Origin of the sequence: Mesorhizobium sp. M0139, assembly GCF_040322455.1 — a bacterium.
Classification (GTDB): domain Bacteria; phylum Pseudomonadota; class Alphaproteobacteria; order Rhizobiales; family Rhizobiaceae; genus Mesorhizobium.
The window spans coordinates 350,656-376,404 of the sequence record NZ_JAMYTN010000003.1 but is presented as its reverse complement, the minus strand read 5'-3'; the positions used below and the strand labels follow the sequence as shown (position 1 = coordinate 376,404).

At 63.2% G+C, this 25,749-nt stretch carries 22 protein-coding genes, 1 other RNA gene and 1 pseudogene; 8 read left to right on the top strand and 16 right to left on the bottom strand.

Features of this window, described 5'->3' with window-relative positions; all coding sequences use genetic code 11:
• Positions 1–22: 22 nt before the first annotated feature.
• The 4 genes from NKJ58_RS06765 to mraZ are packed head-to-tail and all read right to left on the bottom strand — an operon-like array spanning position 23 to position 3,645.
• Positions 23–1,747: a peptidoglycan D,D-transpeptidase FtsI family protein gene (locus tag NKJ58_RS06765; RefSeq protein ID WP_023682141.1), complete on the bottom strand. Its 1,725-nt coding sequence runs from the start codon at positions 1,745–1,747 to the stop codon at positions 23–25.
• Positions 1,748–1,761: 14 nt separating this feature from the next.
• Positions 1,762–2,154, bottom strand: a complete 393-nt coding sequence (gene ftsL, locus NKJ58_RS06760) for a cell division protein FtsL (protein ID WP_023682142.1) — start codon at positions 2,152–2,154, stop codon at positions 1,762–1,764.
• Between the two features lie 4 nt (positions 2,155–2,158).
• The gene (gene rsmH, locus NKJ58_RS06755; RefSeq protein ID WP_023714771.1) at positions 2,159–3,175 is read right to left on the bottom strand and encodes a 16S rRNA (cytosine(1402)-N(4))-methyltransferase RsmH; all 1,017 of its coding nucleotides are present in this window, start codon (positions 3,173–3,175) and stop codon (positions 2,159–2,161) included.
• The gene (gene mraZ, locus NKJ58_RS06750) at positions 3,172–3,645 is read right to left on the bottom strand and encodes a division/cell wall cluster transcriptional repressor MraZ (protein WP_023682144.1); all 474 of its coding nucleotides are present in this window, start codon (positions 3,643–3,645) and stop codon (positions 3,172–3,174) included. Before mraZ ends, rsmH begins: the two co-directional genes overlap by 4 nt.
• Before the next feature lie 403 nt (positions 3,646–4,048).
• Between mraZ and NKJ58_RS06745 the strand changes: the two genes are divergently transcribed.
• Positions 4,049–5,164, top strand: a complete 1,116-nt coding sequence (locus NKJ58_RS06745) for a cystathionine gamma-lyase (RefSeq protein WP_352519906.1) — start codon at positions 4,049–4,051, stop codon at positions 5,162–5,164.
• 8 nt (positions 5,165–5,172) lie between these two features.
• Here the strand turns inward: NKJ58_RS06745 and NKJ58_RS06740 are convergent, their stop codons facing one another.
• From NKJ58_RS06740 to NKJ58_RS06710, 7 genes are all read right to left on the bottom strand, one after another.
• Complete coding sequence (locus NKJ58_RS06740; protein ID WP_352519890.1) at positions 5,173–5,466, bottom strand: type II toxin-antitoxin system RelE/ParE family toxin; 294 nt, start codon at positions 5,464–5,466, stop codon at positions 5,173–5,175.
• Complete coding sequence (locus NKJ58_RS06735; RefSeq protein WP_023668264.1) at positions 5,463–5,747, bottom strand: type II toxin-antitoxin system ParD family antitoxin; 285 nt, start codon at positions 5,745–5,747, stop codon at positions 5,463–5,465. Before NKJ58_RS06735 ends, NKJ58_RS06740 begins: the two co-directional genes overlap by 4 nt.
• A 180-nt stretch (positions 5,748–5,927) precedes the next feature.
• Positions 5,928–6,325, bottom strand: an RNA gene (gene rnpB / locus NKJ58_RS06730) — RNase P RNA component class A.
• Between the two features lie 51 nt (positions 6,326–6,376).
• Positions 6,377–7,081, bottom strand: coding sequence for a lytic transglycosylase domain-containing protein (locus NKJ58_RS06725; protein WP_352519891.1), 705 nt, complete (start codon positions 7,079–7,081; stop codon positions 6,377–6,379).
• A gap of 184 nt (positions 7,082–7,265) precedes the next feature.
• Positions 7,266–8,033 (bottom strand): N-acetylmuramoyl-L-alanine amidase, encoded by a 768-nt coding sequence (locus tag NKJ58_RS06720; protein ID WP_352519892.1) that lies wholly within the window; start codon positions 8,031–8,033, stop codon positions 7,266–7,268.
• Positions 8,030–8,749 (bottom strand): J domain-containing protein, encoded by a 720-nt coding sequence (locus NKJ58_RS06715; RefSeq protein WP_023705557.1) that lies wholly within the window; start codon positions 8,747–8,749, stop codon positions 8,030–8,032. The genes NKJ58_RS06720 and NKJ58_RS06715 overlap by 4 nt, the downstream gene beginning before the upstream one ends.
• A 209-nt stretch (positions 8,750–8,958) precedes the next feature.
• On the bottom strand, positions 8,959–9,156 hold the full coding sequence (locus NKJ58_RS06710) for a hypothetical protein (protein ID WP_023668260.1): 198 nt from the start codon (positions 9,154–9,156) through the stop codon (positions 8,959–8,961).
• 177 nt (positions 9,157–9,333) lie between these two features.
• Between NKJ58_RS06710 and NKJ58_RS06705 the strand changes: the two genes are divergently transcribed.
• The 3 genes and pseudogenes from NKJ58_RS06705 to NKJ58_RS06695 form a co-directional block, all read left to right on the top strand.
• The gene (locus tag NKJ58_RS06705) at positions 9,334–13,293 is read left to right on the top strand and encodes a hydantoinase B/oxoprolinase family protein (protein WP_352852891.1); all 3,960 of its coding nucleotides are present in this window, start codon (positions 9,334–9,336) and stop codon (positions 13,291–13,293) included.
• A 31-nt stretch (positions 13,294–13,324) separates the two neighbouring features.
• Positions 13,325–14,623 (top strand): BtaA family protein, encoded by a 1,299-nt coding sequence (locus NKJ58_RS06700; protein WP_031201832.1) that lies wholly within the window; start codon positions 13,325–13,327, stop codon positions 14,621–14,623.
• A pseudogene (locus NKJ58_RS06695) lies at positions 14,620–15,276 on the top strand (class I SAM-dependent methyltransferase); the annotation flags it as partial. The gene NKJ58_RS06700 and the pseudogene NKJ58_RS06695, both read left to right, overlap by 4 nt.
• A 112-nt stretch (positions 15,277–15,388) precedes the next feature.
• On the opposite strand, the gene NKJ58_RS06690 reads toward NKJ58_RS06695, so the two are convergent.
• Entirely contained in the window at positions 15,389–16,768 is a 1,380-nt protein-coding gene (locus tag NKJ58_RS06690) for a serine hydrolase domain-containing protein (protein WP_352852890.1), read from the bottom strand.
• Positions 16,769–17,051: 283 nt separating this feature from the next.
• Between NKJ58_RS06690 and NKJ58_RS06685 the strand changes: the two genes are divergently transcribed.
• Both NKJ58_RS06685 and NKJ58_RS06680 read left to right on the top strand, forming a co-directional pair.
• The gene (locus NKJ58_RS06685) at positions 17,052–17,849 is read left to right on the top strand and encodes a glycoside hydrolase family 25 protein (RefSeq protein ID WP_023833911.1); all 798 of its coding nucleotides are present in this window, start codon (positions 17,052–17,054) and stop codon (positions 17,847–17,849) included.
• 32 nt (positions 17,850–17,881) lie between these two features.
• Positions 17,882–19,111, top strand: a complete 1,230-nt coding sequence (locus NKJ58_RS06680) for a lytic murein transglycosylase (RefSeq protein ID WP_352852889.1) — start codon at positions 17,882–17,884, stop codon at positions 19,109–19,111.
• Positions 19,112–19,136: 25 nt separating this feature from the next.
• Here NKJ58_RS06680 and NKJ58_RS06675 read toward each other — a convergent pair whose 3' ends face one another.
• Positions 19,137–20,036, bottom strand: coding sequence for a LysR family transcriptional regulator (locus tag NKJ58_RS06675; protein ID WP_023682153.1), 900 nt, complete (start codon positions 20,034–20,036; stop codon positions 19,137–19,139).
• A gap of 131 nt (positions 20,037–20,167) precedes the next feature.
• On the opposite strand from NKJ58_RS06675, the gene NKJ58_RS06670 reads away from it, so the two are divergent.
• Positions 20,168–20,899: an SDR family oxidoreductase gene (locus NKJ58_RS06670; RefSeq protein WP_352852888.1), complete on the top strand. Its 732-nt coding sequence runs from the start codon at positions 20,168–20,170 to the stop codon at positions 20,897–20,899.
• Here the strand turns inward: NKJ58_RS06670 and NKJ58_RS06665 are convergent.
• On the bottom strand, positions 20,896–22,116 hold the full coding sequence (locus NKJ58_RS06665; protein WP_023668250.1) for an alanine racemase: 1,221 nt from the start codon (positions 22,114–22,116) through the stop codon (positions 20,896–20,898). The two genes, NKJ58_RS06670 and NKJ58_RS06665, sit on opposite strands and share 4 nt — an antisense overlap.
• A gap of 210 nt (positions 22,117–22,326) precedes the next feature.
• On the opposite strand from NKJ58_RS06665, the gene NKJ58_RS06660 reads away from it, so the two are divergent.
• Entirely contained in the window at positions 22,327–23,244 is a 918-nt protein-coding gene (locus NKJ58_RS06660) for a DMT family transporter (RefSeq protein ID WP_023699616.1), read from the top strand.
• A 448-nt stretch (positions 23,245–23,692) separates the two neighbouring features.
• Here NKJ58_RS06660 and metF read toward each other — a convergent pair whose 3' ends face one another.
• Complete coding sequence (gene metF, locus NKJ58_RS06655) at positions 23,693–24,610, bottom strand: methylenetetrahydrofolate reductase [NAD(P)H] (RefSeq protein WP_352852887.1); 918 nt, start codon at positions 24,608–24,610, stop codon at positions 23,693–23,695.
• Entirely contained in the window at positions 24,610–25,632 is a 1,023-nt protein-coding gene (locus NKJ58_RS06650) for an ArsR/SmtB family transcription factor (protein WP_023739873.1), read from the bottom strand. The genes metF and NKJ58_RS06650 overlap by 1 nt, the downstream gene beginning before the upstream one ends.
• Positions 25,633–25,749: the final 117 nt, after the last annotated feature.

Below are 25,749 nucleotides of genomic sequence, written 5' to 3'. Positions count from 1 at the left end.
AGTTGCCGGCGCGCCCTAAGAATCACTGATAGGAAACCAGCGTTGCGCCATTTTCATGGCTGAAATCTGGCTTCACGCCAAGCATGGCGGCTGCCCGCCTGATGATGTTTCCGGCCATGACACCCGCATTGTTGGCGGCGACGTCAGTCATTCCGGGCTTTTCCGGGTGCGGAGCGTCGGCGATCGTAAACACCAGATACTGCGGATCGTCCATCGGGAAGGCGGCGACGAAGGTGTTGAAATTCAGTTCCTTCGAGTAGCGGCCATTGATCACCTTCTCGGCGGTTCCGGTCTTGCCGCCAACGCGGTAGCCGGGGGCCCTGGCGTTTCTGGCCGAGCCTTTCTCGGCATTGAGCGTGTAGAGGTAGCGCATGCCCTCCACAGTCTTTTCGCTGACCACTCTCTTGGCCACCGCCATGGCATCCTGCTCGCTGCGGACCAGGAAAGTCGGCGGGATCAAATAGCCCTGCATCAGCGCCGCGCAGCCGACGGCCGCCTGCAGCGGCGTCGTCGACACGCCATGGCCGAAGGCGATGGTGAAGGAGTTGACCTGCTTCCAGACCTTCGGTTCGGTCGGGCGGGCGACTTCAGGCAGTTCGGTCTGCATCCTGTCCAGAAGGCCAAGGCGATGCAGGAATTCGCGGTGCCCCTCGATGCCGACCATTTCGGCCTCACGGGCCGATCCGATATTGGAGGAGTAAAGGAACACCTCCGGCAATGACAGCACGCGGTTCTTGCCATGGAAATCGTGGATGGCCTGATGGCCGACCCGGATTGGGTGCGAGGCGTCGAAACGGCTGTTCATGTTCGCCTTGCCGGAATCGAGCGCCATGGCCGAGGTGAAGCTCTTGAAGGTCGAGCCCATCTCGTAGAGGCCGGCCGACATGCGGTTCAGCCGATCCTTGTCCTGCGCATTGAAGGGATTGTTCGGATCGAAATCCGGCACCGAGGCCATCGCCACCACTTCGCCGGTCTTGATGTTGAGCACGACGGCGCCGGCGCCCATGGCCCGATAGCGCTCGAGGCCGGCGGCAATCTCGTCGCGCACCACATGCTGGACGCGCAGGTCGATCGACAGCTGAACCGGCTTCAGATCCTTGGCGATCGCAAGGCCTGAGGCCTGCAGGTCGCTTAAGCCCTGCTCGTCAATGTATTTCTCCATGCCGGAGATGCCCTGATTGTCGATGTTGGTGAGGCCGACAATGTAGGACGAGGTCACGCCGGCCGGATAGAAGCGGCGCTTTTCGGTGCGAAAGCCGATTCCGGGAATGCCGAGCTGCATGATGTCGGCCTGCTGCTTGGGCGTCAGCTGCCGCTGCAGCCAGACGAAGCCGGCGCCGCTCTTCAGCTTGTGATAGGTCTGCTCGGGGTCGATGTCGGGCAGAATGGTCGACAGCTTTTCGATCGCCTCGTCGGCATCGACGATGCGGCGCGGCTCGGCAAACAGCGATGCCGTCTTGATGTCGGTCGCCAGCACCTCGCCGTTGCGGTCGACGATGTCGGGACGCGACGCCGTCACCCGGCTTTGCGGCCCATTCGACATGTCGGGGGACTGGAAACCGAGATAGACCAGCCGCCCGGCGATGGTCGAATAGATGCCGAAGAACACCGCCATCGTCATCACGATGCGGGTCTTGGCCTTGCCGCCGGTCGCCTTGCGCGCGCCTTCGACCACGATGGAGCCGTCCTCGCCGGTCCGTGCGCGGCGCTTCAGCAATTTGCCGACCGACGGAAGTTTGGCGCGCATTGGAAATCCAGCGATCATTGGACGATGGCTCCGGTGACCACGGGATCCTTGTCGGCTGGTCCTTTGCCGGAATTGTCGGCCATGCCGCCAAGCCGTTGCGACGACAGGTCCTCGATGTTGAGCGGTTTTGCCGGCAGGTCGTCGAGCCCGACGATCTGCCGCGCATTGACCGGCTCGAGTGCGAGCTGCGATTTGTAGATTTCAGCCAGCTTCTGCAGGCGCGACGGCTGGGTCAGCAGGCTCCAGTCGGCCTTGAGCAGGTCGATCGTGTCCTCCTCATAGCGGATCTGCGCCTCGATCTTCTGCACCGAAGCCAGCTGTTCCTCGGCCTCGCGCTTGGCCTTGTAGGTCAGGGCCGCGGCCGAGACCATGACGGCGATCAGGACTATGTCGCTGGTTCGAAACACGTATTCACCTCTCTCGCGGCGCCTGGATGCCGGGAAGCTTTGGAAGGCCGAAAATGGTGAGATCACCGGCGCGCGCCGGCGCCTCGGTGCGGATGGCGGTACGCAGCCTGGCCGAGCGCGCCCGCGGATTGGCAGCGACCTCGGCATCGCCTGCCGTCACGCCGCCACCAGCCTTGCGGAAGGTCGCAGTGCGCGCGTGCGCCTCGGGCAAATGACGTGAGCCGGTGGCGACGTCGGCGCGGTCGGCGATGAAGCGCTTGACGATGCGGTCTTCCAGCGAATGGAACGTCACCACCGCAAGCCGCCCGCCGGGCTTCAATACCCGCTCGGATGCCATTAGGGCTTTGGCCAATTCGCCCAGCTCGTCATTGACGAAAATGCGCAGCGCCTGGAAGACGCGGGTGGCCGGATGAATCTTGTCCTTCGGCGCGCGGCCGATATGCGTTTCGATGGCGTCGGCGAGATCGAGCGTGCGCTCGAACGGACGTTTTTCGCGGCGTGACTCGATCATGCGGGCAATGCGGCCGGCATTCCGCTCTTCGCCGAGGAAGCCGAAGATGCGGGCAAGGTCGCCTATCTTGAACGAATTGACGACGTCGGCAGCACTCAAGCCCGCCTGCGCCATGCGCATGTCGAGCGGCCCGTCGGTGCGGAACGAAAAGCCGCGCTCGGGCTGGTCGACCTGCATGGAGGAAATGCCGATGTCGAGGACAACGCCGTCGGCGCTTTCGACCTGCTCGTCCAGCGTCGAAAATGGCGCCTGCACTAGCCTTAGCCTGCCGCCGGATTGCTGTTCCAGGCCGCGCCCGGCGGCAATCGCATCGGGATCGCGATCGATCGCCACCACCGAGGCGCCGCTCGCCAGGATCGCCTTGGTGTAGCCGCCGGCGCCAAACGTGCCGTCGACGATCACATCGCCGGCTTTGGGTGAGAGCGCCTCCAGCACTTCGGCGAGGAGGACCGGAATGTGGCGGACCGGTCCGCCAACGGCGCTGAGATCATCGCCGTGATCCGCCATCATTCCGGCCGCTCCCCAGCCTTGGCCTCGTGAGCCTTCGTCCCCTGCCGAAGCTGCAAAAGCCGAGCGCGCGCCTGCGCCCCATAGGCGGCCAGCCGTCCAGGCTCCCAAACTTGAAAGAAATTGCCACGGCCGACAAAGGCCACTTCGCTCGTGATGCCCGTATGCTCGCGGATGAAATCGCTCATCGTGATGCGGCCATCCTGATCGAGCTTCAGGAACGTCCCGTCGCCATGGCAGAAGAACGACATATCGTCCGCCGTCTGCAAAAAAGGGTCTTCCAGCGCGATGCGCTGCTCGTAGCGGTCGAGCAGATCGAGCCCGCCGACATCCATCGCAGGCACGTCCAGGCCGCGCAGCGCATAGAGTTCCGAATAGCCACGCTTCTGCACGACCGCGCGGAAATGCGCCGGAACGGAGACCCGCCCCTTGGCATCGATCCTGTTCACCGCGCTTGACAGAAACCGGTCCATGACACGCTGCAGCCGCTTCCGCCGCCGCACCCCTCTCCATGTTTTCGTCCGCGCCGAAGCGCGTCCCCTGCCGAAAATCCGCTTCGGTCCCAGCGGCAAAACCCCGCAAACGCACAGCCGCCGCGGCTGCCCGATTGGCGTACGCTTTACCCTGACGCGGAACGAAGGCTTTGGTATCGAAATGGGATATCATGGGGCACTATGGGCGTCAACGGGAACAGGCTTCACAAACACGCGCGCCACAACCGGTGAGAGCAGCTCTGACAACACTCCCGTCTTTTATCTCCCATTAAGCCTAACGAACCGTTTAGAGCGGGCTGGCCCAAGCGGAAGCGGCTTGCCGCGCATCACTGCCGCGAATAGCGTCGTCAGTCTTTTCGCTGAGCAACAAGGTCAGAAATCCATGTCCGAAACAGCAAGGTCCCGCGCGGCCTCCCTTGCCCATCTGCGGCGCGACGGACTTGCCAAAGGCGACCCCATCCCATTGCCGCTGACCATGGCCGCTATTTTCCACAACCCGGGCGACGGCGCCGGCTACAGCCAGTACGGCCGCTACAGCAACGCCACCTGGGATGCAGTCGAGCACATGCTGGCGCATCTCGAAGACGCGCCATGCGTCGGCTTCCCATCCGGAATGGCGGCAATCTCGGCGGTGTTTTTCGGCCTGTTGAAATCCGGCGACCGCGTGCTTTTGCCTTCGGACGGCTACCATGCCACACGGGCGCTGGCGGAACGCTTCCTCAAGCCCTTCGGCGTCGCCTATGATCTGCGGCCGACAGCTACATTCCTCGATGGCGGCTTCGGCGGCTACCGCCTTGTCTACGTTGAAACCCCGTCAAATCCGCGATTGGACATTTGCGACATCACAGCCGTCACCGAGGCCGCGCACCAAGCGGGCGCGATCGTCGTCGTCGACAACACCACGATGACGCCGTTCGGCCAGCGCCCGCTCGATCTCGGCGCCGACATTGTCGTTGCTGCCGACACCAAGGCGGCCAATGGGCATTCCGACGTGCTGTTCGGCCATGTCGCCAGCCGCAATCCAGATATCATCGCGGCCGTCACCGGCTGGCGCGAGACCGCGGGCGGCATTCCCGGCCCGTTCGAGGCTTGGCTGGTGCATCGCGGCCTGGAGACGCTGGAGGTACGCTTCGACCGCATGTGTTCTTCTGCCGAGGTGATCGCGAAGCGCCTGAAAAACCATCGCGCCGTTAGCGGCTTGCGCTACCCCGGGCTGGAGGGCGACCCGTCGCACAACCTCGCCCGGGCGCAGATGGAGCGCTTCGGCTTCCTCATGTCCTTCGAACTCCTCTCCCAGGAAAAGGCCGAGGATTTCATCAACAACTGCACGCTGATGCAGGCGGCAACGTCGTTCGGGGGTGTCCACACCTCCGCCGAGCGGCGGGCCAAGCGAGGAGATTCGGTTCCGCCCGGCTTCGTGCGCCTGTCGGTGGGCTGCGAGCCGGTGGAAGAACTCTGGCAGGCGATCGAGGCATCGCTGGACAAGATCGGCATCTGAGCTGGCGGTTAGGTCACCAAGTCGTCGGCGCCAATATCGCGCCTGCCGTGCAAAACGCGGACGATCTCGATCGCGTCTTCGCCCATGCGATACAGAGTGACATATTCGCCGACGATCAGATGACGAATGCCGGGCGCGATATCATCGCGCGGCGCACCTGAGAACGGGTGCAAGGTGAGCAGTGTCCAGCGCCTCTCCAAAGCGCCCACAAGGCGCATGGCTCCCTTTGGGCTATGTTCCGCAATGTAGTCACCGATGCCTTCGACATCTGATATCGCCTGAGGAAGCAGCCGATATTTCACTCTTCCGAGCCTGCAGCTTCCGACATCCTGTGATATTTGGCTCGCAGCCGGTCCATGAAGGGCTGGCCGTCCACCGCCGGTCCGCTGTCGATCCCCTCCTGAACCAGCCTGCGCAATTCCTCGACCGTGTAGCCGAGAAGATCGCGGCGGTCTTTCCATTGCCGCAGCGCATCACGGATGACTTCGCTGGCCGAGGCATATTCGCCGGCGGCCACGACATCGTCGACCGCCGCCGCCAGTTCCGGCGAAAGCGTGATGCTGCGTTTGTCGACGTGACCCATGATGCGCTCCTGATCAAACCATGACAATCATGGTACGATTAAATCGTACCAGCTTCAAGGATGCGTTTGTCTCGACCCCAGCATGCGTACTTGATTCAATCGCTCAAGCACCTGAATCGCCAGCTGCGCCCGAAGGCGCAGACTGCTGATCCAAAGGATTAATCGCGATATGGGGGAGAAATTGCCAGCTGGCCTGTAAGCCGGGTTTTGTATGGCCCTCGCCCCTTTCGGGGCGAGAACGTGGCGGCCATTCATCTTGGGCGCATGTTGCCATCCGCCTCACGCAACCTACCCGGACGGTGAGCCGGAAACAGCCCTCGAAGGTTTCCCCTCGCACCGTCCCTATTCGGTCTTGCTCCCGGTGGGGTTTACCGTGCCGCTCCTGTTGCCAGTCGCGCGGTGGGCTCTTACCCCACCCTTTCACCCTTGCCCCGATAAATCGTGGCGGTTTGCTTTCTGTGGCACTTTCCCTGGGGTCGCCCCCGCCGGCCATTAACCGGCACCGTGTCTCCATGGAGCCCGGACTTTCCTCACCCGCAGCCTTTCGGCTTTGCGGGTGCGGCCGCCCGGCCAGCTGGCACAGCGTATAAAGGGGTTGACGTTCCAAAACGCAAATGAAAAAGCAGACTTTATGCCGGCGATCCCAATGCCGCCAACTGCACCTTGACCTTGCCGCAATACGCCGCCGACACCGGGTTCATCCGCGTCGCGGCATGGCCGGCATTGTATTTCAGGATCGTGCCGCAGGTGGTGCCGCCGCCGAGATTGCGCGCCATGGCAAGGTACTTCATGCCGTATTTGATGTTGGTGTCGGGATCGAACAGACCCTTGGCGGAGCCGCTATACCCCATCATCCGCGCCGTTGCCGGCTTGATCTGCATCAGGCCGATTTCACCCGCGCTGCCGACGATGTTCGGCCGGTAGTTGCTCTCGATCTTGATGACCGCCTGGGCCAGCGACACCGGCACGCCTTCGGCCGCAGCATAGCGGGCAATGATTGCCAAATACTGGCCGCCAAGCGCGCCTGCCGCAGTCGACTCCGCAGCGGTGCTTGGGCGGATCGATGCGGTCGTCGTCAGGTCGACGCTCTTCCTGTTGCGCTTAACATGCCTCTTGGCCGTGGCTTTTCTGGCCTTCACCACGGCTGCTTTGCGCACTTTCGCGGTGGTTGCCCTTTTTGCTTTCGGGTTTGCCTTCGTCATGGTGGCCTTGGCGGGTGCGGCGATGAAGCCCTGGTCTGCCCTCTGGCTCAGTGGTGCGGCATCGGCCGTGCTGAAGGCAAAAGTCATTACTCCGGCAGCAATAGCTGCCGTTACAACGGTCAATTTCTGCATGTGGTCCTGTTCTGTTTGGCCGCGCGAAGATCTTCACGCAGCAACGCCTAATCAATATCGGAGCATCCGGGGGGCTGGAGGTCCGATAACTTGCACGAACTGCCTTTGAGGGCGGAATTTGTGTCGAACAAGGCGAGGCAATTCACTTTCAGTGACAGGCTGTAACTTGAATATCAGGAAAAGATTATTTAGACGCAACTGACCTAAGGGAAGTCAGCAGGCTTTGCAGCGTGCTAGACGTAGAGCCGTCGGCGACGCCATCCACCAGGCGTGGTCGGAAATGCCGCTGAAAAGCTTCGACGACGATTTCGGTCTGGCGGTCGAAGACACCTGATATCTCGACGCCATAGCCATAGAGCGCCAGCATAGACTGCAGTGCCTCGATCTGGGCGCCGGTATCGCCGGCTTTCAGCACCGCGCCGCGCCGGACCGGCGCCGCAGGCACGAGATGGCCGACCCCGGCCGCAAACAGCGCATTCCAGGGGAATTTCTCGCCCGGGTCGATCTTGCGCCCCGGCGCGATGTCGGAATGGGCAAGCACCCTTTGCGCCGTAATGGAATGGCGTTCGATGATACCAAGGCAAAGCCCGATCACCGCTTCCACCTGCCGCTTGGGAAAGGCCGAATAGCCGAGCGAATGGCCGGGATTGACGATTTCGATGCCGACCGAACAGGAGTTGATGTCGCGACGACCGAACCAGGAACTTGCACCGGCATGCCAGGCGCGGTCGCTTTCGCGCACCATCTGGATGATGCGGCCATCCTCATGGACGAGGTAGTGCGACGAGACTTCGCTTGCGGGGTCGCACAACCAGGCTTCCGCGGCAGCACCAGTCGCCATGCCGGTATAGTGCAGCACGATCATGTCGGGCCTGAGCGTTTCGCGCCGCGGGCCGAAATTCGGCGATACCCTGACCTCCGCGCTTGGCTCGTCGGGCGAGAAGCCGCTCATGCGTGCCTGAGGCCCCGCTCGATCATTTCATAGGCCGCGTTGATCGCCGCGACCCTGGTCGTTGCAATCTTGATGAATTCCTGCGGCAGGCCGCGCGCGATCAGCCGGTCCGGATGATTGTCGGAGACCAGCTTGCGGTATCGCTTCCTGACCTCCTCGAACGGCTTGCCGCGCTCAATGCCGAGCACGATATAGGGATCGCCGGCGCCGAGATTGACGTGCCTGGCCATGATGGCCTCGTAGTGCACCTCGTCGATGCGGAAAATCTCGGCAATACGGTGCAGGAAAATCCCTTCGCGCTCATGCACCAGCCCGTCCGCCTTGGCGATATGGAACAGACCGTCGAGTATGTCTTCCAGCATGACGCAGTTCGAATGGCCCGAGCCGCACATCTGCGCCATACTCTCGGCATAGGTCTCGAACCCGGCGACGTCGCGCTTGGCCAGATCGTAAAGCCGCGCCACATTGCGGGTCTGTTCTCGCGGCACCTCGAATATTTCCTGGAACGCGCGAACCTCGTCCTGGGTGACGATGCCATCGGCCTTGGCCATCTTGGCTGACAGCGCAATCATCGCCACAGAGAAGGCGACGCGCCGGCGCAGATCGGCGTCGCCGGAGAAAACCGTGCGCACGGCCTCGACCACATCGGCTACGCCGGACGTGGCTGAAGATGAAACGCGGTTGATGAAGTCGCCGAGGCGATCCCAAATCGACATGAGCGCTTATTAGGGCCGCCGGCCATCGCTATCAAGCCAAGACAGCGCCGCAGAGTGGATCGAATTTACGCAAGCAACCGACGCGCCAGATCCCAAACCGTAGGAAAGAGCCGGTTCAAGACCCTTGAGCCCCGAATCGACCTAAACGCAGGAAGGCCGGCGCTAAGCCGGCCTCCTCTCTCGTCACGTCAAAGTGACCGAGACTGTTGCTACTGCGCGGGGGCAGGAGCAGGTGTTGCCGGAGCCGGTTCTGCAGGCTTCGGTGCATCCGGCGTCGCCGGCTTCATGGGCTCGGCGGCTGGCGGATTGGTGCTCTGGGTGGTGGTGTTATCCGTACCGCTGTCGCTGCAGGCGGCAACGCCGAACAGGGCCAGGGCGGAAACGGAAGCAAGAATGAGCTTTTTCATGACATCTCTCCTTCAACACACGCTCACGTTGCGGTGAACGGTCGAAGGCAAAATGCATCAAACGGCCATGAGTTTCGTAACGTTGCGTTTCCTGATGTAACATCCGCGCACTACCGATTGCGGGCCGGGCGATGCCGAACTAACAGTCTGGACCCAAATGCAATGCCGGAGTTCTGCGTGGACAAGAAATGGGATTTTTGGATCGACCGCGGCGGCACCTTCACCGACGTGATCGGACGTGATCCGCAAGGCGGTTTGCATCCCAGGAAATTCCTGTCGGAAAATCCCGAAGCCTATCCCGACGCGGCCATAGCCGGCATCCGCGAGCTTCTGGGGCTGAAATCCGGCACCGCTATTCCTCCGGGCCTGGTCGGTGACGTCAAGATGGGTACCACCGTTGCCACGAATGCGCTGCTGGAGCGCAAGGGCGACCGTGTGCTTTTGCTCATCACCAAGGGCTTTCGCGATGCGCTGAAGATCGCCTATCAGGCGCGACCAGACATCTTCGCCAAGGAGATCATCCTTCCCGAACAGCTCTACGAGCGAGTCATCGAGATCGACGAGCGTGTGCGCGCCAATGGCGAGGTCGAGCGCTTGCTCGACATCGCCGCCTGCCGGCCCGCCATCGAACAGGCGAAGGCCGACGGCATCGATGCGGTGGCCATCGTCTTCATGCATGCCTGGAAATATCCCGACCACGAGAAGGCGGTGGCGAAAGTCTGCCGCAAGATCGGGTTCAGCCAAGTCTCGGTCAGCCATGAAGTCTCGCCACTGATCAAACTGGTCGGCCGCGGCGACACCACCGTGGTCGATGCCTATCTGTCGCCGATCCTGTCGCGCTATGTGCAAAGAGTAGCGGGAGAACTGGGCGCGACGCCAATCTCCCCACTTCTGGAGGGTGAGGAGCGGTCGGCCAAAGGCCGAGAAAAAGCCAACGATTTGGCTTTTTCAGCGACGAACGCCCGGAGACATAGCGAAGGGCAGTCCGCAAAGCAGCCAGAGGGGGTCCTCTCGGAAGGCACCGCCAATGCGCTGAGCCCGGTCGATCCAACCCCACCCGGCGGCTCCGCCGCCACCCTCCCCTCGAGGGGGAGGGAAAACCCTCGCCTGATGTTCATGATGTCGTCGGGCGGGCTCACCGCCGCCGACATGTTTCAGGGCAAGGACGCGCTGCTGTCCGGCCCGGCCGGCGGCGTCGTCGGCATGGTCGAGACGGCGAAACTCGCCGGCTTCGAGAAAGTCATCGGCTTCGACATGGGCGGCACCTCGACCGACGTTGCCCATTATGACGGCGAGTATGAGCGCGCCTTCGACACCGAGGTCGCCGGGGTGCGCATCCGCGCGCCGATGATGCGCATCCATACCGTCGCTGCCGGCGGCGGCTCGATCCTGCACTACGAAGCCGGCCGTTTCCGCGCCGGCCCGGATTCCGCAGGCGCCAATCCTGGCCCCGCCGCCTACCGGCGCGGCGGCCCGCTTGCCGTCACCGACGCCAATGTCATGCTGGGCAAGCTGCAGCCCGATTTCTTTCCGGCGATTTTCGGACCCGGCCAGGACCAGCCGCTCGACGTCGCCGCCGTGCATAAAAAATTCGCTGCGCTCGCCGCCGAAATCGGCGATGGCCGCACGCCGGAAGCCGTCGCCGAAGGGTTCGTTACCATCGCGGTGGAAAACATGGCCAATGCTATCAAGAAGATCTCCGTGCAGCGCGGCTACGATGTCACCGAATATCTCTTGAACTGTTTTGGCGGCGCCGGCGGCCAGCATGCCTGCCTGGTTGCCGACGCGCTCGGCATGGAGGCGGTACTGATCCACCCCTTCTCCGGTCTGCTCTCAGCCTATGGTATCGGCCTGTCGTCGGTTTTCGCGTCGCGCCAGCAGGCGCTCCTGAAGCCGCTTGCCGAAGAATCCAGGACCCAGATGGGCAGCCTCATCGGCACGTTGAAAAAAGCCGTCATCGCCGAATTGGCAGCGCAAGGCATCGCCGAGGACAAGATTGCGGCAAAGCCGGTGCTGCACATCCGCTATGACGGCACCGACACCACGCTGCCGGTGAATTTCGAAGGCGACTCGATCTTCCAGGCCAGGCGCGATTTCGAAATCGCCCACAAGGCGCAGTTCGGGTTCGTCTATGATGACAAGCCGATGATCGTCGAGACCGTTGGCGTGGAAGGCGCCGAGATCGTCGAGACCACGGCCGAAGCCGTTGCGCCCGCCGGACCGGCAAGGGTTGAAGCGGGTGCGTCGGGAACGCGGCGCATCTACACCGAGGGCCGCTGGCATGAGGCCGGCATCCATCGCCGCGAAAACCTGCGCCCATCCAATCTGGTCCCAGGCCCCGCTTTGATCATCGAGCCGAACCAGACCATCGTCGTCGAGCCGGGCTGGCAGGCCGAAATCACCAACCTCAATCACGTCGTCATTCGCCGCACGGAACGGAAAGTTCGCACGGCTGCCCTCGGTACCGAAGCCGATCCGGTGATGCTGGAGGTCTTCAACAACCTCTTCATGTCGATCGCCGAGCAGATGGGCGTCACGCTGCAGAACACCGCCTATTCCGTCAACATCAAGGAAAGGCTGGACTTTTCCTGCGCCGTCTTCGACCGTCATGGAGCGCTGGTCGCCAACGCGCCGCACATGCCGGTGCATCTCGGCTCCATGGACCGCTCGGTCGAAACCATCATCCGGCTGAACTCCGGCGACATCCATCCCGGCGACGTCTTTGCGCTGAACGCCCCCTATAATGGCGGCACGCATTTGCCTGATATCACGGTGGTGACGCCGGTGTTTTCCCTCCCCCTTGAGGGGAGGGTGGCCGCGCAGCGGCCGGGTGGGGTCCTCTCAGAAGGCACCACAAGAGCGTCGAGCACTGCCGCAACGACCCCCTCCGGCGGCTCCGCCGCCACCTCCCCCTCAAGGGGGGAGGAAGTAATCTTCTACGTAGCCTCGCGCGGCCACCATGCCGACATTGGCGGCACGGCTCCCGGCTCGATGACGCCGCTTGCCACCACGGTCGACGAGGAAGGCGTGCTGTTCGACAATTTCCGGGTCGTCGATCGTGGAAAATTCCGCGAGGCGGAGTTGCAAACGCTGCTCACCGACCACGCCTACCCCGCCCGCAACCCGCACCAGAACATCGCCGACCTCAAGGCGCAGATCGCCGCCAATGAAAAGGGCGTGGCGGAATTGCGCAAGATGGTCGGCCATTTCGGCCTCGATGTCGTCGAAGCCTATATGGGCCATGTCCAGGACAACGCCGCCGAAAGCGTTCGCCGCGTGCTGGAGCGGCTGCCCGATAGTTCCGAGTACGAATACCCGACCGACACCGGCCAGGTGATCAAGGTGAAGATTACCGTCGATCGGCAAAAGCGCGAGGCGACCGTCGACTTCACCGGCACCTCGAAGGTCGAGAAGAACAATTTCAACGCGCCCGAGCCCGTCGCCCGCGCCGCCGTGCTCTATGCCTTCCGTGTCATGGTCGAGGACATGATCCCGATGAATGCCGGGTGCCTCAGGCCGATCAACATCATCATCCCCGAAGGCTCGATGCTGAAGCCCGCCTACCCCGCCGCCGTCGTCGCCGGCAATGTCGAGACCTCGCAGCACGTCACCAACGCGCTGTTCGGCGCCATGGGTGCCATGGCCAATGCGCAAGGCACGATGAACAACCTGACCTTCGGCAACAAGCAGTACCAGTATTACGAGACCATCTGCTCCGGCTCGCCGGCAGGCCGGATGAACTCCGGCCGCGGCTTTGCCGGCACATCCGGCGTCCACACCCACATGACCAATTCGCGCCTCACCGACCCGGAAGTGCTGGAATTGCGTTTTCCCGTGCTGCTCGAGGATTTTCACATTCGCGAAGGCTCCGGCGGCAAAGGCGAATGGAGCGCCGGCGACGGCACCAGGCGCACCATCCGTTTCCTCGAAAAGATGGAATGCGCCATCCTGTCCTCGCACCGCAACCGCCCGCCGCAAGGCCTCGACGGCGGCGGTGACGGCGAGGTCGGCTCGACCAAGGTCCGCCGCCAGGACGGCAGCGTCGAGACGCTGAAGGCCTGCGACCAGACCGTGCTCGACGCCGGCGACGCCGTCATCCTGACGACGCCGACACCCGGGGGATTTGGCAAGGCCTGAACTCGCGTCAACAGGCTGTCACCCGCCTGTCATGCCCCTGAGTTACCCGCTTGCGGCAAAGCAAATGGGGAATCACTTTGCCATGACGGACGTCTCCTCGGATCTCGTTTTTCGCCGCGGCAAGGAAGTTGGAAAAGCCGTCTACCAGAACCGCCCGCTGTCGAAGGCCGGCATCTCGGAGCGGCTGTTCGCCCTCTTGTTTTCCGGTCTCGTCTATCCGCAGATCTGGGAAGACCCTGAAGTCGACATGGAGGCCATGCAGCTTGGCCAGGGTCACCGCGTCGTCACCATAGCGTCGGGCGGCTGCAACATCCTCGCCTACCTCACCCGCTCGCCTGAACGCGTCGATGCGGTCGACCTCAACGCCGCCCACATCGCCTTGAACCGGATGAAGCTGGAGGCGGTGCGGCATCTGCCCTCGCAGGGCGATCTGTTCCGTTTCTTCGGCGCCGCCGGCACCAGCCACAATTCGCAAGCCTATGACCGCTTCATCGCGCCGCATCTCGACCCGGTCAGCCGCCACTATTGGGAGCGTCGCAGCTGGCCCGGCCGCCGGCGCATCACCGTCTTCGACCGCAATTTCTACCAGACCGGCCTGCTCGGCCTGTTCATCGCCATGGGCCACCGCATCGCCAAATTCTTCGGCGTCGATCCCGCCGGTATCATGGCGTCGAAGAGCCTCGCCGACCAGCGCCGCTTCTTCAACGAAGAGCTGGCGCCGGTCTTCGACAAGAAGCTGTTGCGCTGGGCTACCTCGCGCAAGGCTTCGCTGTTCGGCCTCGGCATTCCGCCGGCGCAGTACGATTCGCTGATCACCTCGGGCGATGGTTCGATGGCCAGCGTGCTGAAGGCCCGGCTGGAAAAGCTCGCTTGCGATTTTCCACTGAAGAACAACTACTTCGCTTGGCAAGCCTTCGCCCGTCGCTATCCCAATCCGGGTGAGGCCGCCCTGCCCGCCTATCTAGAAGAGGCCAACTACAAGGCGATCCGCAACAATGTCGATCGCGTCGGCATCCACCACGCCAATCTGATCGAATTTCTGGCCGGCAAGGACGCAAGCACCGTCGATCGTTTCGTCCTGCTCGACGCGCAGGACTGGATGACGAACGACCAGCTCAATGCCCTTTGGTCGGAGATCACCCGCACCGCCTCGGTCGGCGCCCGAGTCATCTTCCGTACCGCCGCCGAGCCCAGCCTGCTGCCGGGCCGCGTCTCGATCTCGCTGCTCGACCAGTGGACCTACGAGGACGAGGCCTCGCGCGACTGTTCGGCCCGCGACCGCTCGGCCATCTATGGCGGCTTCCACCTCTATGTGAAGCGCGCGGCATGAGCGCGAGCGAGCTGCCGGCCGACCATGCCGAACTGATGGACGGCGTCTATCGCTGGCAACGCCATATCTACGACCTGACCCGCAAATACTATCTGCTTGGCCGCGACCAGATGATAGCCGGGCTGGATGTGCCGGCGAATGGCAGAGTGCTCGAACTTGGCTGCGGCACCGGCCGCAACATCGCGCTTGCCGCCCGCCGCTATCCCGACGCCCGCCTCTACGGCCTCGACATCTCGGCCGAGATGCTGGAGACGGCGAGCAAGGCGATCGGCCGCGACGGCCTGTCCGGCCGCGCCGTGCTGGCGCGCGGCGACGCCACCGATTTCGACGCCAAGACGCTGTTCGGCGTCGAGCGCTTCGACCGCATCTTCGTGTCCTATTCGCTGTCGATGATCCCCGGTTGGGAAAAGACGGTTTCGGCAGCCCTTGCGGCACTCGCGCCCGGCGGCTCGCTGCATGTCGTCGATTTCGGCCAGCAGGAAGGCTTGCCCAACTGGTTCCGGACATTGCTGCGCGGCTGGCTCAAGAAATTCCATGTCACGCCACGTGAATCATTGCGCGAAGTCTTGGAATCGGAATCTCGGCGAACCGGCGCAAGCTTCTGTTTCCGCGCGCTTTATCGCGGCTATGCCTGGCTGGCGGTCGTCAAGATCGCGCACTCTTACCTCCCCCTCGATGGGGGAGGTCGCGCCGAAGGCGCGGGTGGCCAGGCACCCCGCCCCGGCGCTACGCGCCGACCCTCCCCATCAAGGGAGGGTAAGGGAGCTAGCGCAGTGCCTTCATCAGCGCGCCGACCATCACCTGCGGCCGGTAGCCGAGCTTGGCCGGCGTCAACCCCAGCCGCACCACCACCAGTTGCTCCGACGGGATGATGGCGACCGTCTGGCCGTCATGGCCCTCCATCCAGTAGGTATCGTTGGGCAGTCCGGCGGCGACGCCGGCGCCGGGATTTCCTTCGTCCCCCGGGGCTTCGATCCAAAGTTGCCCCTTGCCGTAGACTTTCGAGGCCGGTGCCGGTTCGCACATCCAGTCGACGAAACCGGCCGGCAGGATCTGGTTGCCGTTCCAGACGCCGCCCTGCAGCAGGAATTGGCCGAACCGCGCCCAGTCATGCCCCGTGGCATAGAGGTAGGATGAGCCGACAAAGGTACTCTCCTCGTCGGTTTCGAGCACCGCGCTCTGCATGCCGAGCGGCCCGAACAGCGCTGTCCTTGGCCACATCAGCGCCTTGTCCTTGTCGCCGATAGCATCCTGCCACAGCCGCGACAGCATCACCGCCGTGCCGCTCGAATAGGAAAAGACCTTGCCGACGTCGCCGGTCAGCGGCTTGGCCTCGGCGAAGCCCGCCATATCAGGTTCGAGGTAGAGCATGCGCGTCACATCGGCAACGTCGCCATAATCCTCGTTGAACTCGAGTCCGCTCGACATCGCCATCATATCGGCAAGGCTGATGGCGGCGCGGCCGTCCGCCTTCCATGAGCCGAACAGGCCCTGATTGGTCACCGCCATCTTGCCGTCCTTGACCAGCGTGCCGACGAGCGCGGCGTTGACTGTCTTGGTCATCGACCAGCCCAGCAGCGGCGTTTTCGCCGAAAAGCCGTCGCCATAACGCTCCGCAACAATGCGGCCATTTTTGACCACCACCACGGCGCGCATGCCGATTCCGGTCATCGCCGCACCGTCGAGGATCTTGTTGATTTCGGGATTTTGCGAGGCATCGACTCGATCTCCCTCGGGCCACAGATCGCCCTTGGTGGCCGCCGACGCCTCGGCAGGGATTGACGTGCGCCGTGCCTTGCCGACGTCGCCATCAGGAACCGAGGCGCAACCCAGGCCGGCGCGCGCAACAGCAACGCTCTTGCCGAGGAAGCCAAGCAGCCCGGCCGAGGCGGTCCCCCTGTTCTTGTCGACCGACACCTTCATCAGCCTGAGAAGCGGATGGCCGGGCGCCTGCACGTCGATGGCAAGCACCTCATTGGGATCACGGCCGGCGATAAAAACATTCGAGCAGACAATCTTGGCGGAATAGCCGGAACCGACGCGGATCAGTTCGGGCGGCGCGACGTAGAGCCAGGTAAACAGGGCGGCTATGGCCAACACGACCAGGCCGAGCAGCCATTTGATGATCTTCACGGCGATCCGCATCTTTCCGTCCCTGCTTTTCCGCTGCCCGTGGCTTGCGGCCCGATTTATGTCATCGATTTGCCGCCATTGCTTCCGCAAAATCGGTGTTCTTGTCGAGCGCCGTCAACCTGTTATCAACCATGATCGGCGATCACTGGTGCATGTCGCCCAAAAGTGCGCAGCGGTTTTGGAACAACGACATGCACGAAAATAGCGTATCAGGCGATGCTGTGGGGCGATCGCCTGAGGGGCACCTGCAACGACAACCCAACAGCGACCGGCTGATTCCGGCTCGGGAAATGCGATGCGCCGTTTCGCGGCCCTCATCACGTTGACGCTGCTGGCCGCCTGCTCGACCGCCGGCGATCTCGTGCCCTCGATGTCGCCATCCAGCAGCCCGACGGTTGCCGTGCGCGCACCGCGTTTCGAAGACTCCAAGCCGCATGAATGGGATAGCGGCGCGCCTTGGAACTATGCCGTTCACGGCACCGACGTCTCCAAATACCAGACCTCGGTCGACTGGCCGACGGCCAAGGCCAGCGGCATCTCCTTCGCCTTCATCAAGGCGACCGAGGGCGGCGACCGTTTCGACGAGTATTTCAACGAGCATTGGTCGCGCACCAAGGCCAATGGCATTCCGCGCGCGGCCTACCATTTCTTCTATTTCTGCACGCCTGCCGCCACCCAGGCGCGCTGGTTCATCCAGAACGTGCCCGTCGACCGCTCGGCCATGCCGCCGGTGCTCGACATGGAGTGGAACCCGCAATCGCCGACCTGCCGGCTGCGCCCGGATTCAGCGACGGTGCGGGCCGAAATGACCACCTTTCTCGAGATGATCGAGCGGCACTATGGCAAGAAGCCGATCATCTACACCTCGGTCGACTTCTTCGACGATAACGACCTTGCGACCTTCCGCGGCTATCCCTACTGGCTGCGCTCGGTGGCCGGCCACCCCCGCCAGAGGTACGGCAGCCACCCTTTCACCTTCTGGCAATACACCGGAACCGGTATCGTGCCCGGCATGAACGGCAAGTCCGATATCAACGTCTTCAACGGCACTGAGGCAGCCTGGAAAAAGTGGCTGCGGCAGAACACCCGTTGACACCGGCTCTACCGCCTGCTTTTCGACGTCCCATGCGCACCTACCTGCAGCCACTGGGATATTTACGCCGGAAACAGTCGAAGAGCCGCCTGCGCTCCGGGCTGCTCGCGGCCCTGCTGCTCGGCGCTACGGCGATGCCGGCGGCGGCGCAGGAATGCGGCGGCGACTTCGAAACCTGGAAGCAAGGCGTGGCGGCGGAAGCCAAGGCAGCCGGTGTCGGCGCTGTCGGCCTTAACGCGCTGGAGGCCGCCACCATCGACGACAAGGTGCTCGCGCGTGACCGCGCCCAGGGCGTCTTCGCCCAGACCTTCGTTCAGTTCTCCAACCGCATGATCTCGGCCTACCGGCTGAAGCAGGGCGCGGCCAATCTGAAGAAATACGCCGAAATCTTTGCGCGCGCCGACCAGCAGTTCGGTGTCCAGGCGCCGATCATCACCGCCTTCTGGGGGCTGGAGACCGATTTCGGCGCCGTACAGGGCGATTTCCACACGCTGAGCGCCTTGGTGACGCTGTCGCATGACTGCCGCCGCCCGCAGCTGTTTCGGCCGCAACTGCTGCCGCTGTTGACGCTGATCGATCGCGGCGTCGTTCCGGCCGACGTCACCGGCGCCTGGGCCGGCGAGATCGGCCAGACGCAGATCCTGCCTTCCGACTATCTCGCGCGCGGCGTCGACGGCGACGGCGACGGCATCGTCGACCTCAGGCGCAGCGTACCCGACGTGATCATGACCACGGCCAACAAGGTGCTGTCGCGCGGCTGGAAACGCGACCAGCCGTGGATCGAGGAAGTGCGCGTGCCCGAGGACATGCCCTGGGAGCAGACCGGCCGCACCAACAAGCTGCCGCTGTCTCAATGGGCCGCGTGGGGCGTCACCAATCCCGATGGCACGCCGCTGATCGACAATGGCCTGAAGGCCGGCCTGGCGCTGCCGATGGGCCGCAAAGGTCCGGCCTTCCTCGCCTACGACAATTTCGACGTCTATCTCGAATGGAACCAGTCCTTCACCTACGCGCTGACCGCCGCCAACTTCGCCAGCCGGCTGGCCGGGGCAAAGCAGTTCGACCCGCGCAATCCCGAAACCGGGCTCAATGGCGACCAGATGAAGGAATTGCAGACCAAGCTCGAAGCCAGGGGCTATGACGTCGGCACCGTCGACGGCATTCTGGGCACCAACACCCGCGAAGCCATCCGCAAGGAACAGATGCGGCTCGGCATGCCGGTCGACGGCTGGCCGACGCCGGAGCTTTTGGGGAAACTGTGAGTAGAATCTGCCCAAGCTGGGTTCCTTATTCCCTACTCCTTGCCCGGACGAAGTCGATAAATGCCCGCAAAGCCGGGGGGACGTGCCTCGAACTCGGGTGATACAGGAAGAAGCCTGGAAAGCTGGGCGACCAGGGCTCTAGAAATCTCATCAGCCTGCCCGCATTGATCCAGGACTGGACCTGATAGTCGATCATGTAGGCAACGCCTGCTCCACCCAGCGCCGCGTTCAGCATCAGCTCGGTGTCGTTAACAGTCAGGCTGCCCTCGACGGCGATTTCCAGAGACCGTTTGCCGCGCGCGAACTCCCATCGATAGAGGTTGCCGCCACCAGGCCACTGGAATGTTATGCATTGGTGCTGATGCAACTCCTGCGGATGGCGCGGTATGGCCCGATTTTCGAGATAGACGGGAGCGGCCACCGCCGCCATCTGCAAATCCCCGCTCAGTTTCACTGCCACCATGTCCTTCTCCAGCCGCTCGCCAAGCCTGATTCCGGCATCGAACCGTCCTCGAACAATGTCGGTCAGCGTATCGTCGACGATGACGGTCAGCGCGATATCAGGATAGGCGCGTTGGAAGTCGCCAAGGATCGGGCCGATGAACCGCACCGCGGCAACACGCGGCACGTTTATTCGTAGCGAACCCGCCGGCCGATCACGCGCGGCTTGAATGTCCGCTACGGCGCCCTCCAGCTCTTCGAACGCAACGGCAAGGCGCGCAAACAGCGTCTCGCCGGCACCAGTGGGTGAAACACTACGCGTCGTGCGATTCAGCAACCTGATGCCGATGCGAGCCTCCAGTTGCCGAATCGACTGGCTGAGCGCCGGCGGGGAAACACGCAGCCGGGCGGCGGCGCGGACGAAACTACGCTCTTCCACGATTGCGGCGAATGCCTTGAGCTCGGCGAATTCAGAACCGCGCATTGTGTATCCCTAGATTAACAAGCTAGTCAGATAATAGGCCATTATCTGATCAGTTGCATGGCCCTATTTCTCGACTGGCGGACCCGTCAGATGAAACCGGCACGGGCCTGAATGATTGAAGGAAACGTATCATGCCCAAGTCCTTGCAAGGCAAAACCGCACTCGTCACCGGCAGTTCGCGCGGCATTGGGCGAGCCATCGCCGAAGGACTCGCCTCCAAGGGCGCTGCCGTCGTCGTCAACTATGTCGGCAACCACGAAGCCGCTGACGAGGTCGTGGCCGCCATCGCCGGCAGGAGAGGAAAGGCGATCGCCATCCAGGCCGACATATCAAGCGTCTCGGATATTCATCGCCTGTTTGACGAGGCTGAGAGTGAGTTCGGCGCGATCGACATCGTGGTTGCCAATGTCGGCGTCGCCGTCATCAAGCCTCTGACGGAGGCAACCGAAGCCGATTTCGACCATGTCTTCGGCACCAATGCCAAGGGCACCTTCTTCGTGCTTCAGGAAGCAGCGCGCCGTGTGCGAAACGGTGGCCGCATCATCGCGGTCTCCACCGGCGGCACCAAGATGTTCTTCACGCAAACGGCGCTCTATCTCGGCAGCAAGGGCGCCGTCGAACAATTCGTCCGTGTGCTCTCGCGTGAACTCGGACCGCGCGGCATCACCGTGAATGCGCTGTCGCCTGGCTTCACCGACACGGACCTGCTTCCCGAGCGCGATCGCGCCGTGGCGGCCGGCATGTCTCCATTTGGCAGGATCGGCGCGCCCCGCGACGTTGCCGATGTCGCGGTCTTCCTGGCCAGCGACGAGGCCCGCTGGCTGACCGGCGAGAATATCCAGGCCGGTGGAGGCGTCGCCTAATCCGCCATTGTCTCCAGGCTGGCGAATCCCTGCGGCGCATCGCCTTCATCGAAGGGTGTCGTCACCTCGACGAAGGTATCGGGATAAAAGCCGTTGAAGCGGGTTCTCAGCGACAGCGAATAGGCACCGATATGGCCGATCTCGATCCAGTCGCCGGTGTCGACGGTTTCCGGCAGCCAGAACGGCCGCGACAGGATGTCGACGGAATCGCAGGTCGCGCCGCAGACCTTGAACGGCACGATGTTCTTCTCCTCGCCATTGCGCGAGCGGATCGCCGGATCGGGGATGAAGCGGGCCGGCAGTGTGATCTTGCCGGTCCAAGAATCCGACAGCGACGCCCAGATGCCGTCATTGATGTAGAGCCGCTTGCCCTTGCGCAGCAGCACCCGCACGATCAGCGAGAGGCAGCGCGCCACGATCACCCGGCCGGGCTCGGCCACCAACGGGATCTGGTCGAACTGGTATTCCCTGAGGTCGCCCGACAGCCGCGACATGATCTGGCCGAGCGACGGCATCTCGATCTGCTTGCGATTGGGGTCATGGCCGTACTCGGCGGGAAAGCCGCCGCCGACATCGAGCCCCGCAATGTCGAAGGTCAGCCGGTTGCGCACCCAATCGGCGGAGGCCAGCGCCCGTTCATAGGTGTCGGGATCCTCGATCTGGCTGCCGACATGGAAGCACAGGCCGACCTTGTAGCCGGTGCGGTTGAGCCGCTCGGCGAGTTCCACCGCATAGGCCGGCCCGGCGCCGAATTTCTTCGACAGTTCATAGGCCGCCGAACCCTTGGTCTGGATTCGCACGAACACGCTGATGGAGCCCGGATCGATGTCAAGCGCCCGCACCACCCGCGTCAGCTTGGTGATCTCGTCCTCATGGTCGAGCGAAATGACGCGGATGGCGTATTTTTCCAGCGCAAGCTTGATGTCCGACTGCGCCTTGACCGGATGCATGTAGAGCATCTCGGCGTCGGGTGAGACGGCGCGCACTGCGGCGAACTCGCCGGGCGAGGCCACATCGAAGGCGGTGACGCCGGCTTCGACCAGCGCCTTCAGCACGATCTGCTCGCCATTGGTCTTGACTGCGTAGGCTGTCTTGCCGGGAAACATGCCCATGAACTGTTTGGCATCCGCCTTCAGCACCTGCGGGCGAAAGCAGTAGACCGGATCGTCCGGCCGAAGCGCCAGCGCCGCCTCGCGGGCATTCTCGAATCGCTGCATGGACGAATCCCCTGACTTCTCGGCTGCGCACAATTAATCCAAGCTAGCGGCCAAAGAAAACAATTCTGTGTCTGGCGGGCACTGACCCAGCGGCGCACCCTCTGGCAGCACTGTTGCCAGCAATCAGGTTTCGGGTGGCTCTTGTCGCCGGACCCGATATGCCTTCTGCCTGAGTGGCTGGCATTGATGCCGCGGGGAAGGACGTTCACGATGGCAATAGCCACGACAGCCGTGCAGCGCGGACCGATGACGCTGAGGGACTGGGGACAGCTTCTGCTGCTCGGCGCCATCTGGGGCGGCTCGTTCTTCTTTGCCCGCATCGCCGTTGCCGAAATGCACCCGCTGGTGCTGGTGCTGTTTCGCGTTGCCATTGCGGCCATTGCACTGCAGCTCTATCTCGGCATTCGCGGTCCGTCCTTCCGCCTCGCCTTCCCGCATGCCGGCCTGTTTTTCCTTTTGGCGCTCGCCAACAATGTCGTCCCGTTCTCGCTGATCTTTGCCGGCCAGACCGCGCTTGGCGCCGGCGTCGCCTCGGTGCTCAATGCGACGACGCCGTTCTGGACGCTGATCCTCGCCAACGCGCTGACAGCGGACGAAAAGCTCTCCTGGAACAAGCTTGCCGGCATCGGGCTCGGCATCGCCGGCACCGCTGTCATGATCGGCCCCGGCCTGCTGGCCGGGCTCGGCGGCCCGGTCTGGGCGAAATTCGCGCTGATCGGCGCCTCGCTGTCATACGCCGTCGCGCTGATGATTGCCCGCCGCTTCAAGGGCGTGCCCTCGCCGGTCATCGCCACCGGACAATTGACGGCGTCGACCATCATCATGATCCCGGTGGTGCTGCTCACCTATGGCCCGGCCGGCCTGTTCTCGGCCTCGCCGCCGGTCTGGACGGCGGTGCTGGCGCTGGCGCTGCTCTCCACCGCCTTCGCCTACATCCTCTATTTCAACCTCGTCGCCTCGGCCGGCGCCACCAACGCCTCGCTGGTCACGCTCATCGTCCCGGCCAGCGCCATCCTGCTCGGCCTCCTGTTCCTCGGCGAGCGGCTCGCTCTGTTCGAGTTCTGCGGCATGGCACTGATCGCGCTTGGCCTGTTGACGATCGACGGGCGGTTGTTTGGTCGGCGCTAATGCCTGTCGACCAAAAGTGCGCAGCGGTTTTGGGACAACGACGCGCTTTAGGTCTGGTAGCGCTGCCATGCCTCGCTTTCGCCACGGCCGCGTCACAATTTATTCACAGGCTGCCAGCGGCTTTTGCCGAAGAGTTTCAACGCTTAACGACAGGTGGCAGGTCGCAAATTCCACAATCGCGTCGCATTGCAGCATATTTTCCGCTTGCCTGTGGCACAAATGCCCCTAGACTCCACCCATAGCTCTTGAAGAGGAGACTATGACATGGGACTTACGAGGCCAATCAACGCATTGATGATCTGTGCTGCATTTGCCTTCATTGGCGCCCTTATCATAGGTGTTCTTCCGTAACCGCCGGAGCGGAAGAACAGCAGCAATAGCCCACAAATTCGAAAGGCCGGGTGTTTCGCCCGGCCTTTGCATTTCAGATTTCATACCACGATGAAGCTCAGGCGGCGGCGGATCCAGCTGCCTCTGTTTCGTGGGAGCGGATGCCGATCATATGGCAGATGGCAAACACCAGGTCGGCCCGGTTCATGGTGTAGAAATGGAAGTCGCTGACGCCGCGCTCGACGAGATCGAGCACCTGCTCGGCCGCCACGGCAGACGCCACGAGCGCATGCGTCTGCGGATCGTTGTGCAGCCCTTCGAAACGCTCGACCAGCCATGCCGGCACCAGCGCGCCGCAGCGCGCCGAGAAATTGGCGACCTGGGTGAAATTGTGCACCGGCAGGATGCCAGGCACGATCGGGATGTAGATGCCGGCACGGCGCGCCTTCTCGACATAACGCTCGTAGAGATCGTTGTCGAAGAAGAACTGGGTGATCGCCCGCGTCGCGCCATTGTCGGCCTTGCGCTTCAGCATGTCGAAGTCGGTGGCGAAGTCGGGGCTTTCCGGATGCTTTTCGGGATAGGCCGAGACCGAGATGTCGAAATCGCCGGCGTCCTTCAGCGCTCCGACAAGTTCGGCGCCATTGGCATAGCCATCGGGATGCGGCCGGTAGGCCGTACCGACACCCGCCGCCGGATCGCCGCGCAACGCAACGAAGCGCTTCACGCCCATATCGGCGAATTCGCGGACCACGGCATCGACCTCATGGCGGGCGGCGTCGACGCAGGTCATGTGCGCCGCCGGCGTCAGCGTCGTCTCGTTCAGGATGCGCTTGACCGTGCGCGCCGTGCGCTCCCGCGTCGAGCCGCCGGCGCCGTAGGTCACCGAGACGAATCTCGGCTTCAGCGGCTCCAGCCTGGTGACGGTGTCCCAGAGCCTGGCTTCCATCTCGTCGGTCTTCGGCGGGAAGAACTCGAAGGAGACGCGCACCTTGTCGCCAATGTCGGGACGGCGGGAAAAGCGGAACTGGTTCATCAGGCGATTTCCCCCATAGGGTACGCTTTGGTAGGTTGGGTGTCATTTGAAGGCTCGGCGATCAGCATGCGGCGGTCGCGGCCGAGCCACAGCTTGACGGTGAGCCTGGCTTCGTTGCCGCCGCGCGGCTCGAATTCCTGGGCATCCTCGAGATCAAGCCCGGCCTCGGCAAACCATTCGGAGATCTGGCGGTCGGAAAAGCCCAGCCTGACATGCGCATGCTGGTCGCGCAGGAATTCCAGCGCATGCGGCGCGAAGTCGACGATCACCAGCCGGCCCGCCGGACGCAGCAGCCGCGCCGCCTCGCGAATGGCGCGTGCCGGATCGTCGAGATAGTGCAGCACCTGATGGATGGTGACGAGGTCGAAGGCGTCGCGCTCGACCGGCGGCGCGAAAATGTCGCCTTGGCGGACCTGCGCATTGGCGATGCCTGCCTTGTCGAGATTGGCCCGCGCCACCGTCAGCATTTCCCGCGACATGTCGATGCCGACGCCGCGCCGGTAGAGCGGCGAAAATATCTCCAGCAGCCGCCCGGTACCAGTGCCGAGATCTAGCATCGACTGGAATGGCCGCTTGCCGACCAGCTTGAGGAGTGCGGCTTCCACCGCGCGGTCCGGCACATGCAGCGAGCGGATGTGATCCCAGCTGGCGGCGTTCTCGGAGAAATACTCGGCGGCACGGTCCTGGCGCTTGCGCTTGACCGATGCCAACCGCTCGAGATCGCGCTCGACCTGTGGATCGGCGCCGCGAATGCCAGAGACCAGCCCCATGACGAAGTCGCGCGCGGAATCCGTATCCGACAGCCGGAAGAAGGCCCACGAGCCCTCCTGGTAGCGGCCGATCAACCCGGCCTCCAGCAGCAGCTTCAAATGCCGCGACACCCGCGGTTGCGACTGGCTGAGGATCTCGGTGAGGTCGGACACGGTGAGATCGCCGCGCGACAGCAGCGCCAGGATGCGGAGCCGGCTCGATTCGGCCGCAGCCTTCAACGTATCAACCATCGTATCGAGCGAAACATGCATCGGCGCGTTCTCGTTGAAAAAGATATAAACATATGTTTATGTCAGCTTTGACGACATGGCAAGGCCTATGTCGCTTCCTGACAAGAAAATGCCGCACACATGATCCCCGCCTGAGAG